This is a genomic window from Oscillibacter acetigenes (genome assembly GCF_025567605.1).
In the GTDB taxonomy this organism is placed as follows: domain Bacteria; phylum Bacillota; class Clostridia; order Oscillospirales; family Oscillospiraceae; genus Oscillibacter; species Oscillibacter welbionis.
Genome location: NZ_JAOQKG010000001.1, coordinates 259282 through 271610, shown reverse-complemented (window position 1 = coordinate 271610; position 12329 = coordinate 259282). Strand labels below are relative to the sequence as shown.

The following is a 12329-nucleotide window of genomic DNA, read 5'->3' as shown; positions in this document are numbered from 1 at the left end:
TTATGTTAAACCGTATCACTATGACCGGCCGCCTGGTTGCAGACCCTGAGCTGCGCCGCACCCAAAGCGGCGTCTCCGTCACCTCTTTCCGGATTGCCAATGACCGGGATTATGGCAAGGGCGAGGAGAAAGAGACGGACTTTTTCGATGTCGTGGCCTGGAGATCCACCGCTGAGTTTATCTGCAAGTATTTCACCAAGGGGCGCATGATCTCGGTGGACGGCCGGCTTCAGACAAGAGGCTGGAAAGACCGGGAAGGCAACAACCGCGTCAGCATTGAGATTCTTGTGGACAACGCCTACTTTGCCGACAGCAAGAAGGATGATGCCGCCGGCGACTTCCCCGCCGACGACCAGTTTGCGGGCTACGGCGCCTATCAGGGCTCTGTGCCGGGCGGCGGCGATGACTTTGCGCCGGATTTCTAATTCCGGCAAAACAACACGCGGGGGAGGCTTCGTCCTCTCCCGCGCTGTATTTCTTCCCTGCAAAAGCAAATATACCAAGATACAGGAGACGATGATACATGAGCTTTCCGGAACAGGATCGCGCAGTACAGATATTGGAGAAAGAGTTCGGCCCCCGCTGGAAACAGATTGTCCAGGAACTGGGGACCAAAGAGCTTCGCCAGCGTGTGGGTAAGGAACTCACTTCTTTTATGGCTTTCCCGGAACGCGGCAGCGGCGGGAACAACAAGTGGCGTGGAAACTGCTCGCCGGAGGTCGTGCGGGCGATTCTCCGCTATGTGCTTGAGTGCAAGCATTACTACGGGAAGCAGACACAGGACTTTACGCTCCTTGATCCTATGTCCGGCTCTGGGACGAGCCAGGCGGCGGCGCAGAGCCTTGGTGTGCGCTCGCTTCTGTATGACCTCAATCCCGCCCCTGCCTGCGGTATTGGCGGATGGGATGCGCTGCGGGACGAAGTGGACGATTCGGCAGATTTGATTTTTCTCCACCCGCCCTACCATAATCTGATCCCTTACTCCGGAAATATGTGGGGCACGCCGCATAAGGATGACCTTTCCAGGTGTTCCAGCTATCCCGAGTTTGTGGAAAAGCTGAATTACATTGTCCAGAAGCTCTTTATGGCCCTGCGCAGGGACGGCCGGCTTGCCATCCTGGTTGGGGACATCCGCACCAAAGGGAGTTTCTACTCTATGCAGCATGACCTTATGCGCGTGGGACAGATGGAAGCGTTCATCGTAAAAGGGCAATACAACTGCGTCAGCGACACCCGCAGCTACAAAAAGCCATTCATCCCTGTGGTAACGGAGTATTTGCTCCTTTTCCATAAACAGGATGCACTCTTTTTCCCTTTCGCGGTGCGCCGGGAGACCACCGTGGATCTACGGAAGGAGGACATCCCTGGCTTGACTTGGCACCACCTGATTCGGTTGACCATGGAGGAGCTGAGCGGCCGCGCCAAGCTGTCCGACTTGGGAGACCGTCTGGCCGCTCACCCAAAAGCAAAGAAAAACCCGCATTTTCGGGATCGCATACGGGCCACCGCCTATGAGCACCCGGGACAATATATTTCCTGCGGAAACGGCTTCTATGCCCTGAATTATGCCGTGGCCTAAATCAAAAACAGGAGGCAGAGATCTCAATGAAGATCACAAAAGAAGAGAAGATGTATCTTGAACGCTGCGGATATGGCAGAAAAGACTTCGCCCAGATCCAAGAAGCCACCAGAAGAGACAAAACAACTTACGAGATGGACGGCGCCCCTATTACCAGAGATGAGGCCGTCACCCGTTTGGGCCGCCTGGACTACCTATCCGGTATCGCCAGGAGTGCATTTCACTTCACAGCCATGCGTATCACGGAGGACGGGAAAGTAATCCTGTTCGACTCGTCCAGGCTGTTTGGAAAGGAATAGTACAATGGACAATCCATACTTAAAAGCTCAATGCCAAAACATGGTCTCCGCCCTCGCCGCCTTTTCCACAGCCTGCGAACTGGCGGCCTATGAAGATGACGGGTCCCTTTCCAAAGAGGAACTTCGTCAACTGCGGAGAATCCACGCCGCTGCCGCCCGTTTTCAAGCGGAGCTTCAGCGAGAAATGGAGAAGCGCCATGTCCCAACCGCCAAGCGCCTCTCCGCTGGATGCAGGTCACAGAAGGACGGTGAATACGATGCTCTTATCTGAGCCTGGAAAAGTCATCCGCTGCGCAGATCACCTCCAGGTTTTACTGGCGCTGCCCGCGGAGACCATAGATTTGATTCTGGCCGCTCCAGGCAAGCAGGAGTTTTTTCAAAAAGGCCGGCCATCCGATTACCTGTTTCGGAGGACTGCGGTTGAGCTCTTACGGGTTTTGAAGCCGGGCGGGGTGCTGGTCTGGCATGTCCCCAATGAGCGCGGGGAGGCCACCTTTTCCACCGCGCAATTCCGTCAGGTAGTCTACTTTCAATCAATCCAGTTGAGACTGATCGACACCATCCTTGTGGAAAAGGAAAGGAACACGCCGCCCACCCCTGTCCGATATGGAGACGCTTTTGAGTCCATGTATATCCTCGCAAAGGGCAAGCCCAAGACCGTTCATATTTTGAAAGACAAGCCCAACAAGTGGGCAGGTACAAAGACCTGGGGATGCCTCACCAAGCGTGAAGTGAACGGCACGCTCACTCCAAAAGGCCGAAAGACGATTCAGAAATTCGGCGCCCGCACAAATGTCTGGCACTACGGCACTGTTTTACCGATGGAGAGCGAGCTGTTCGGCGGCAAAGCTGTGAGCCTATCAGAACGGCTGGCCGAAGATCACATCCGGACCTGGAGCAACGAGGGTGATCTGGTGCTCGCTCCATTTGACAAGGACGGCACCGTGGCAAAAATAGCGCCGCTGTTGGAGCGGCGCTGGCTGTCGCTCCAAAATGCGGCAGACTGCGATGGCCTGAGAGACAACGCGGGATAAGATTGATCCCGAAGAGGATTTCGATCATAACAGGACTTTGAAAATGACAAAGGAAGGAAAGTAATATGCGTACTTATTTTCGCTCTTTAAGCGATGTGCTGGGCTCTCCCCTGGCACAGACCGCGCAGACATTCTCCCCCCGGCACGCCGGCGGACATCGGGTGCTGAAATCAACCAAACTGGAGGACGCGGCATACCGGGACCTGCGCCGGGGTGATAACGAGCTGGATGCGCTGGAAAAAGCCTGCGGCGAAAAGCTGTCCACCTTTCCCGCTCTGAGCAGGGACATCTATCAGAGCTTTTATTCCCTGAATGTGCGGCGGCAGCCAGAAGATGCCATTTCCGAGCAGGCCCGCCGCTTCAATGCACCGATCCTAAATGAGGTGATGGACGGCGAGGACTATCCCGCCATCAAAGCCGCCTGTGAGGGGCGGCAGCTCCCCGCCTATGAGGCCGCTTCGGAATTTATCAGTCAGGTGGCTGGAAACCTGGATGAGCTGCTGGAAAAAGCCAGTGGAAAAAAAGGGGCGCTGAATACCCTGGAGCGCCTGGAACAAAAAAGGGACAGGAGCATGGAGGAGCTTCAAAAACTGATGAAGCAAATCGCACAGGCCGGCCCTGAGCAGCTTCCCGAACTGGAGAAGCAGGCCGTCAAGGCTGCCAATCAGGCCCAGAGCCAGGTCAACCAGACGGAAGCCGTGGGCCATATGGTCCGCGACCAGATGCTCCAAAATAAAGAGGCCGTCTCCGGCTGTTTTGCACAGGCGGTACGGGCGGCGGCACAGAAAGCCGAAAGCGTTTCGTCGGCGCTTCTGGCCTGGGGCTACGGCCCTGACAGCAATGATCCGGAGCGGAGAGCGGCGGACCTGGAGTTGGCCGCCCGCGTCGGCAAGAGTCCCACGCTCATGGAGGTGGCCCGCTATCTGGGGCGCCTGAAGGAGCTGATGGACGGCAAGCGCAAAAACGGCTATGCCTATGGCCGCGGCGAGAAGTACAGCCTGGAGCTGGGCGGCGACATCAACAGGGCCATTGCCTCGGAGTTCGCCATGCTTGCCGCGCCGGAGACGCTGCCGCTTTTCCTGCGCAAGCTCCAGCGAAAGGCACTCAAGCAGTACCAGCGCCGGGAGCCCATCTGCAAGGGAAGCGGCGACATCATCTGTATGCTGGACGAGTCCAGTTCTGCGGAGAGCCAAGCACCCTGGTGTAAGGCGGTGGCCCTGGCCCTGCTGGACATTGCCATGCGGGACCAGCGCCGGTTTGCCGTGATCCATTTTGCCGGGGTTGGAGATGTTCAGACTGATCTCTTCCTGCCGGGGCAGTACGACCGTGAGGATGTTCTGCGCTGTGCCGAGACCTTCCTAAACGGAAACACCGACTACGAGACGCCGCTGCGGGAGGCCCTGCGCCTCATGGAGCAGGAGGGCTTTGAAAATGCCGACATGGTGTTCGTCACGGACGGTGAATGTGTTTTGCCGGACAGTTTCCTGGAAAAGCTGAAGGCGGAACAGTCCGCCAGAGGCTTCCAGATCACCGGCATCCTGCTGGATCAGGAGGACGCCGGGTTTGAGTTCAGCCTCCGGGAGTTCTGCACCAATGTCTACCGCACCAGCCAGCTCTCCCGCGATCAAATCGCGGAGCAGCTGGTGGTGAGCCGGGTGGCATAGCGGCGAGAAAACATCTTATTACACAGAGAACACGGACGGAGAGTTGCGAACTATCCGTCCGTGTCACTCTGCCGCCAAAGGCGTCTCGCCGCGAATCTCCAGACTTGCCTCATTCACCATCTCGACTTGATTTATCTCTAAAATCTGATTATACTAACAACAAATACAGAACTTAAAATCGCTTTGGAAAAGGAGTGTGCCGCATGGATCACAAGCTCCGGTTATATCATGTTGGTCCTATTCAAGAATGTGATTTGGACCTGAACGACTTCACCGTTTTGACTGGCCCGCAGTCCAGCGGAAAAAGCACCGTTGCAAAAGCCGTCTATTTTTTCAGGACGGTCAAACAGGATATTTTGAATATTATCATGCAGGGAGGCCCGCAAGCAGTATCGGACCGGGATGACGCTTCCTGGTCCATGGTCTTGGAACAGCGCCTGAAGAACAAATTCCTGCAGCTTTTTGGGACCTCCTGGGTCATGCCGCTGGATATGAAGATGGAATACACCTATAAAAAGAATGTCTCTATCCGGGTATCCCTGACTGAAAATTATGATGATCCCCTGAAAAACTATATCGAAATTGAATTTAGCGGCTCTGTGAAAGAGTATTTCACAGAGCTGGGCTGGCGGAATTTTTCCAATATCTCTCCCGGCCAGAGGGACTATGCCGAGAAACAGCTCAGCCAGTTGTTTAATGATCCGTATGAAACCGTCTTTATTCCGGCCGGGCGCAATTTGATTACACTGCTGAGCGCGCAGCTCAACTATATTTTTACTTCGCTGGAGGAGTCCCAACTCCGTAATATCGACTATATCACCAAGCGATACACGGAATTGATCCTAAAGCTCAAGCCGACCTTCGGCTACGGGATGGATGGCGTTATCCGGGAAATTGAGGCTGACCCGATTCGGCTGAAAAAGTACAAGGAGATCAGGCCCGCGGTCAACCTCTTGAGAACAGCCGCGGAGCAGGTGTTGAACGGCAGCTACCGATATACGGAAAATGAGGAGCGTCTATATCTTTCAGACGGCAAATATGTGAAAATCAACCTGGCTTCCTCCGGCCAGCAGGAAGTTGTGTGGCTTTTTAACCTTCTGTTCTATTATCTGATTGAGCAGAGAAAGGTGTTCCTGATCGTGGAAGAGCCGGAGTCCCACCTTTATCCGGCCTCCCAGCAGACAATCTCCCATGTGCTCGCTTTGATGCTTACCAGCGGGAACACAGGCATCGTGACCACACACAGCCCCTATGTGCTCAGCACACTGAACTATCTGATGCTCGCCGGCCAGGTTCCTGTTCAGCGTCAAGAAGAGGTCAAGCCGCGTCTCAACAAGAGGTTTTGGCTTGATGCGGAAAGATCAAACGCCTATTATATTCATGACGGCAAGCTGGAAACGGCTGTGAACGAGGATGATGGGCTGAAGCTGATCAAGAATGAACTGATTGACGGCGCCTCCACTGAGATCAATGCGTTAAGCGATTTCCTTCTCGGATTTTTGTTTTCTGAGGAGGGATAGGTATGTGCTGCAACATCAATGATTTTACGCCGCATCGGGCGGGACAGCACTCCGTATTTACTTCGGCGGAAAATCGCTGTACCCATGTCGGCAAGAACAAAAATAGGCACATGATCCGGCAGTTCAAGGTGGATGGAGAGGTGGTCGCAGCGGGGGATATGTCTCCGCGCTGTGATTATCTCCTTTTGAACGATGATGCAAAGACTTCCTACTACATCGAATTGAAGGGCTCCGATCTGGTCAAGGCCATTGAGCAGATTGAGACTACCGTCGCCATGATTGCCCCCTCCATTCCGGAATATGCAGTCCTGCGCCGTATCGTTTTCAGAACGGGTACCCATGGAATACAAACCAGGCCCGTACTCTCCTGGAAAAGGAAGCATGGAAATACCGTCGTCATCAAAGAGCGGCTTTTAGAGGAAACGATCTGATTCATCTTGCGAAGGATCGGCGCACCGGGGAGTTCAAATTGCCGCCCGGTGCCGGTCCTGCTGTTTTCTCAAAAATAAAAAGCCCCTTGGAGGCGCATCGCATACTCAACGGCAAGTTGCAAGTTCCTTTTTTCTTACTATAATCAAGCAGAAAGAGGTGAAACCAAAATGGCAGACAGTCGCTATGTTCTTATGCACAAAAATACACCTGTGGCCGACCTCCAATTGGATACGGACACCGGTGTGATCCGGTCTGTCGGCCATGTTTATAACGCGCTCCATGTTCCGGTAGGTATCCCTGTGAAAAAGGGAGTCATTGACAGGAGCGCCCTCAATACATGGTGGACCGGCCGGGCCATTCCAGCCAGCCGTGACCGCATCCGGGATGCCCTGCGAGAGTTGGAGTTGGCCTCCACACAACTGCTCCTGGACAAATGCCTGGGGCTAAGCCTGTCCGACCAATATTGGATCTGCCCGACATCCAGCGGCGTGCGCTGGGAGGAGGTAAACTTCTTTCAAAACGCCTTTTCCGATGATGTGGGCAATATCCTGCTCGGCCGCGGCTCATCCAGCGGCCGGGTAAGCCTGATGTCCCCGGACAACACCTCGGACGGTTGGCTGAAGAAAAAGTGGGCCATTCTGGATGAGCGCCGGTGCCTGATGAAGGGCGGAAGCGGCGCCACCCAGCAGGAGCCCTACAATGAGGTGCTGGCCAGTTCCGTGATGGAGCGTCTGGGTATCCCCCATGTGACCTATACGCTGACGGTCCAGGAGGACTACCCGTACAGCGTATGTGAGGACTTTATCACCCCGGAAACCGAGTTGATCCCAGCGTGGTATATCATGCAGACGGTAAAGCGGCCCAATCATGTCTCGGTCTATCAGCATTATATGGACTGCTGTGAAGCCCTTGGTATTCCCGGCGTCCGGGAGGCCGTGGACCGGATGATCGTACTGGACTACCTGATCGTCAACGAGGACCGGCACCAAAATAACTTCGGCGTGGTACGCAACGCTGAGACGCTGGAGTATTTGGGCGCCGCCCCGATCTACGACAGCGGCACATCCCTGTGGTTTGACAAGCCCACCGGCATGGTGGGAAGCGGGCGGGTCACCTGCAAGCCGTTCAAGGACCGCCATGAGGAGCAGATCAAGCTGGTATCTTCCTTTGACTGGCTGGACCTGTCCAGGCTGGACAGTATCGAGGAGGAATGGATGGAGCTGACCAAGGGCTCCCTGTTCCTGGATGAAGCCCGCCGCATTGCTGTGGCCCGTGCCCTGCGTTGGCGCATTGAAACGCTCAAGGAGATCTCCCGCTGCGGCGTCTATGCCGTTCCGGGAACAGGCCATGATGTGACGGAGGATATTCGTTACAGCGGCCAAAGCGAACAATAATATCGGATCAAAGAACACAGGCCGGCAGCTTTGCGCTGTCGGCCTGTAAAACACAGTATGGGTTATTTACAAAAATCATTTAGCCTGGTCCCATACATGGGAGTGATGAGGCAGCGTCCGCATATTCTGGGAAACGGAGCCGCACCGCCTCAAAGAAGCAGGACTGAAACCCACAGCAGAATATCTCATCCGGCAGGAATGCCGCAGAGACCCGTTCATCCTCCGGTTGCTCCTGCCCATAGCCGTTCCACAGGTTAAATGCCAGCCTGGTGATTCTTTTGCTCGTACCAGTCTGCCAGCCGTCAGCCAGCGCCTCCGGGCAGATACACCACTCCCGCCAGTCAAATAAACGATGGAAGTGGCTCCTGGTATCTGGGCACAGCCCGCACAGATAGAGGAAAGAACGAAAATAGTTGTCTGGAGTACGCCCGGATGCTGCGGCCCGCTCCAATTTCTCACGGAAAAACGCTTCGTGCGCATCGTCATAAAAATGTACCGTCATGTATTCCTTCGATCTCCTTTCACCTGCCCTATGTAAGAGTAGATGGACACAAGCGCATCCAGGCCATCGTCTCTGCGCTTGAGCAGTGTCCGCGGCGCCAGATGCATTTCCCGCTGTAATTCTCCCCAAGTTTTCCCCTCAAAATAATATTTTCGGATCACTTCGGCCTGTTTTTCTTCTAATTGTGAGACATAGAACTCCAGCTTGGAGATCTGTTGTTCAACGGTATAAAGCTCCTGGGCGATCTCCATAATGGTTTCTTGGTTGAGTCGGTCTTTCTTGTCCCGGAACTGTGTGGCGATACGCATGGTCTTATCTGAGATAAATCCCGCCGGTCGAATGCCGTCGCTCACCGGCCGTGAAAGCGCCATGCTGTCGATCACCTCGCTGTCTGAAATCTTGGCGGGGTGTTCCTGCTCATAGCGAAGCAAGATGACTTTCTTCTTCAGCTCCGGATATTGCTTCAAGTCATCAATTACCTGTTCTCTTATTTTCGTTTGCTCCATGATGATCCCCCCGCCTTTCTTTCTGAAATAAAATTTTTCAGCACAAGGAGACATCATGCGAGGAATTCTTATCCAAGGCAAGAAAATTGGCACCGGAGAATAGGATAGCGGTAGACCAAGCTGTTGCCCTGCCATGGTGGAAAAGTGGAGGCGCAGACCTATTCATATTCCCCCATCTCATTCCATGCTTTGAAAGCAAATTTCGTCGCGATGTGGGTTCTTGTGCCGTTATCCACAGAATAGCGGTGCATCATGGTTTCCTTACGCTCCCAAAGTGGACTTAAAAGAGAATTTGCGGCGGAATATGTGTTATTTCGACATTATGGAGCGAAACAGTACCCGACTCCCTTGACTGTCTTGATATAATCGGTATCTTTAGGAGACAGGCCCATCTTCTTTCGTATAGAACAGATCAGGTCGTTAACGCTCTTACTGCCGTAGAGACTGCTCTCCCTCCAGACCCGTTCATAGATCAGTTCCCTGGAAAAGACGATAGAGGGATTGCTGGCCAGGAAATAGAGGAGCTTGAACTCCAGAGCTGTAAAGGAGAGCTGACTTCCGCGCATTGTGACCCTTTGGCGCAAGGGGTCCATCATCAGATCTTTATAAATGATACGGCCAGGCGGTGCGGCCTCCGTAGGGTATTCATCGGCCGACGGACGGCGAAGCAGGGCACAGACAGCGGCAGAGCACTCCTTGGGACTGTTTTCCGCAAGGCACATATCAAACCCTCGGTTCATAAAAGCCGCCCGAACATCAGATTTACCGATTGGGAACATAAGTAGAAGCGTATTCTTTGCGTGCCGAAGATCCAGCAGCAAACCAATCAGACGGGCAGCATCCTCGGTATCCGCGTCCAGAGCCACTACATCAAAGGTGCGGATCATCATTTGGCTGACCGCGTTTTGGATTGTCAAGGCGATGCAAGGATCAACCCCGTTTTTCCTCAATAAGGCTCGGATGCTCTCCGCCTGTGCTTGGCTTTCCTCAATTAGTAGAATACGCTTTCCTGAAATGACGCTGCTCGTAATTTCATCTCCTTTTTATGGAAAATGGATGTATTATACTCTCCTGAATTATGTTTAATTTCTGATAAATTTCTGTACTTGCGTCACGAGCAAAATGCCGGGAATAATGCCGGAGCACGGTTGAACAGCTTCAATTAAGGAACACCCCCTGCCAAAGCAGGGGGTGTTCCTTTCCAGCTTCTTTTAAGTGTGCTTATTCAGGAGCCGAAAGAATGAGGCGTTACGCCTGCCTCATACCTTTAGCCGCCTCTTTCAGCCGCTCAAAAGACTCCGCGCTGATGATGTGCTCAATCCTGCAGGCGTCGGCTTCCGCCACCTTGGGGTCAACCCCTGCGGCAATCAGCTTCTCTGTAAAAAAACAATGGCGCTCGTAGATGCTCTCCGCGACCTCCCGGCCCACATCCGTCAGGCATAGGGAGAAATCCTCATCCATGGTGAGAAAACCGCCGTCCTTTAGCAACGCCACCGCATGGCACACGCTGGGCTTGGAAACTCCCAGGTGTCGGGCCACATCCACGGAGCGCACCGTGCCCTTTTTCATATGAAGGATCAGGATGGCTTCCAGATAGTCCTCGCCTGAAGCGTGTAAGGATGCGGGATGCTGTCGCTTGCTGTTCTCCCTCATGCCAGTCTCCAGCCCTCGGCCTGTTCCCGGATCTCAATGAATCGCCGGTAAAGCCCGCCCTGGGCCATGAGCTCGTCGTGGGTACCCCGCTGAACGATGCGGCCGTCCTCCACCACCAGGATCTGGTCCGCGCTCTGGATGGTGGCCAGCCGATGGGCGATGGTAAGGATGGTTTTCCCCTTTGTCAAAGCGGACAGAGCCTGCTGAATCAGGTGCTCATTCTCCGGGTCTACGCTGGCGGTCGCTTCATCAAGGATGACGATAGGCGCGTTTTTGAGCATGGCGCGGGCGATGGAAATGCGCTGTTTCTCCCCGCCGGAGAGGGTGGAGCCGCCCTCTCCAATCACGGTATCATAGCCGTTCGGCAGGGCAGAGATGAAATCGTGGCAGCAGGCGGCCTTGGCAGCGGCCACCACCTGTTCATGGGTGGCGTCCGGGCAGCCGAACTTGATGTTGTTCTCCACCGTGTCATGGAACAGATACACCGTTTGGAACACCATGGAGATGTTTCTCAGCAAGCTCTCGCAGGTAAACTCCCGCACATCGTGTCCGCCCACGGAGACAGAGCCGGCATTCACATCATAAAACCGGGCAACCAAATTGCAGATGGTACTCTTTCCGGAGCCGGAGGGGCCAACGATGGCGGTAGTGGTCCCCTGGGGGGCGGTAAAGGATACATCGTGGAGCACCTCGCGGCCGCCGTAGCCGAAGGACACATGGCTCAGGGCCACATCGAAGCGCTCCGGCACGACCTCCTTTCCTCCCTTGTCAATGAAATCGGTTTGCTCCAGCTCCTCCAGACGGTCCAGCACCGAGTCCGTCACCGACAGGATGTGGGCCGCATCGTTGATGGCCTCCACACTGCCGAAGATGGTAAAGGAGAACAGGGCGATCATCAGGAAATACTGGAGGGGAAGGGCGCCGGCCAGGGCCTGCCAGCCGGCGGTGAGCACCAGCCCCACGGAAGCCGCCCGCAGAGCAAACAGGTGCAGACAGTTCCAGGGGACAAAGCCGAACTCATTTTTGATGCGGATGGCCTTGTTTGCCCGGCAGGCCTCCCGAAACCGCTGGACAGAAACGCCATCCTGGCCGAAGGACTTGACCACCGGCAGACCGTGAATGTACTCAATGGCCGCCCCGGACAGCGCCTCCTGAGCCCGGTGGCTCACCGGGGCGGTGCGGGCGCTCTGGCGGCCGATCCCCCGCAGAGCAAAGGCGGACACCAGCACACCGATCAGCGCCGCCAGCGCGGCAGGCGGGCAGAAAAACGCCACACACAGCAGGATCACGGCCACTTGGATATAGCCGTTCACCACCGCATCCACCATTTTCATGCTCTGGAGCTCCAGGGTGCTCAGTTCGGTGGTGAGGGCTGCCAAAATGTCTCCCAGGTCGTTTTTGGCGAAGTACCCCAGGGACACCCGCTTGAGCACATTCCCCAGCTCCATCCGCTGCTCTGCCGCCCGTTCCGTGCCGATACTCTCCTGAAGCCGGTTTTTCCAGTAGGTGAAGAAAAACCGCAGAAGAATCAGCACCACGATCCCGCCCAGGCACAGCCAGGGAAGGTGCGGAGACAGGCGCTCCTCTCCCCAGGCGTCCACAATCAGCTGTCCCAGCGCCCAAGCCGCCAGCACCACCGGCCCGGCGGTGCACCAGGTGGCGAAGAAGGAGCACACGAAGCCCAGCACCATTCGTTTCCGGTAGGCTCCGGCCCACCGCATGATCCGTCCTACACTGTGAAACATC

The 12329-nt window shown here is 55.1% G+C and carries 14 protein-coding genes; 9 read left to right on the top strand and 5 right to left on the bottom strand.

The window, feature by feature from the left end:
- Positions 1–2 precede the first annotated feature (2 nt).
- From OCV80_RS01395 to OCV80_RS01355, 9 genes are all read left to right on the top strand, one after another.
- A complete protein-coding gene (locus OCV80_RS01395; protein WP_009259433.1) occupies positions 3–425 on the top strand; it encodes a single-stranded DNA-binding protein in 423 nt (140 codons plus the stop codon).
- A gap of 98 nt (positions 426–523) precedes the next feature.
- The gene (locus OCV80_RS01390) at positions 524–1579 is read left to right on the top strand and encodes a TRM11 family methyltransferase (RefSeq protein ID WP_009259434.1); all 1056 of its coding nucleotides are present in this window, start codon (positions 524–526) and stop codon (positions 1577–1579) included.
- Between the two features lie 26 nt (positions 1580–1605).
- On the top strand, positions 1606–1878 hold the full coding sequence (locus OCV80_RS01385; RefSeq protein ID WP_009259435.1) for a hypothetical protein: 273 nt from the start codon (positions 1606–1608) through the stop codon (positions 1876–1878).
- 4 nt (positions 1879–1882) lie between these two features.
- Positions 1883–2149, top strand: a complete 267-nt coding sequence (locus tag OCV80_RS01380) for a hypothetical protein (protein ID WP_009259436.1) — start codon at positions 1883–1885, stop codon at positions 2147–2149.
- Positions 2150–2219: 70 nt separating this feature from the next.
- Positions 2220–2912 carry a site-specific DNA-methyltransferase gene (locus tag OCV80_RS01375; protein ID WP_195327955.1) on the top strand — a complete coding sequence of 231 codons (693 nt, stop codon included), beginning with the start codon at positions 2220–2222 and terminating at the stop codon, positions 2910–2912.
- Between the two features lie 65 nt (positions 2913–2977).
- On the top strand, positions 2978–4576 hold the full coding sequence (locus tag OCV80_RS01370) for a vWA domain-containing protein (protein WP_009259438.1): 1599 nt from the start codon (positions 2978–2980) through the stop codon (positions 4574–4576).
- 203 nt (positions 4577–4779) lie between these two features.
- A complete protein-coding gene (locus tag OCV80_RS01365; RefSeq protein WP_009259439.1) occupies positions 4780–6096 on the top strand; it encodes an AAA family ATPase in 1317 nt (438 codons plus the stop codon).
- 2 nt (positions 6097–6098) lie between these two features.
- Positions 6099–6527 carry a hypothetical protein gene (locus OCV80_RS01360; RefSeq protein WP_009259440.1) on the top strand — a complete coding sequence of 143 codons (429 nt, stop codon included), beginning with the start codon at positions 6099–6101 and terminating at the stop codon, positions 6525–6527.
- A gap of 300 nt (positions 6528–6827) precedes the next feature.
- On the top strand, positions 6828–7922 hold the full coding sequence (locus OCV80_RS01355) for a HipA domain-containing protein (RefSeq protein WP_226923279.1): 1095 nt from the start codon (positions 6828–6830) through the stop codon (positions 7920–7922).
- A gap of 79 nt (positions 7923–8001) precedes the next feature.
- Here the strand turns inward: OCV80_RS01355 and OCV80_RS01350 are convergent, their stop codons facing one another.
- The 5 genes from OCV80_RS01350 to OCV80_RS01330 form a co-directional block, all read right to left on the bottom strand.
- Positions 8002–8424 carry a DUF6075 family protein gene (locus tag OCV80_RS01350; RefSeq protein ID WP_009259442.1) on the bottom strand — a complete coding sequence of 141 codons (423 nt, stop codon included), beginning with the start codon at positions 8422–8424 and terminating at the stop codon, positions 8002–8004.
- Positions 8421–8930, bottom strand: a complete 510-nt coding sequence (locus OCV80_RS01345; protein ID WP_009259443.1) for a hypothetical protein — start codon at positions 8928–8930, stop codon at positions 8421–8423. The genes OCV80_RS01350 and OCV80_RS01345 overlap by 4 nt, the downstream gene beginning before the upstream one ends.
- Before the next feature lie 320 nt (positions 8931–9250).
- Positions 9251–9820: a response regulator transcription factor gene (locus tag OCV80_RS01340; protein WP_009259444.1), complete on the bottom strand. Its 570-nt coding sequence runs from the start codon at positions 9818–9820 to the stop codon at positions 9251–9253.
- Between the two features lie 358 nt (positions 9821–10178).
- Positions 10179–10583 carry a metal-dependent transcriptional regulator gene (locus OCV80_RS01335; RefSeq protein WP_009259445.1) on the bottom strand — a complete coding sequence of 135 codons (405 nt, stop codon included), beginning with the start codon at positions 10581–10583 and terminating at the stop codon, positions 10179–10181.
- On the bottom strand, positions 10580–12328 hold the full coding sequence (locus OCV80_RS01330; RefSeq protein WP_009259446.1) for an ABC transporter ATP-binding protein: 1749 nt from the start codon (positions 12326–12328) through the stop codon (positions 10580–10582). The genes OCV80_RS01335 and OCV80_RS01330 overlap by 4 nt, the downstream gene beginning before the upstream one ends.
- Position 12329 lies beyond the last annotated feature (1 nt).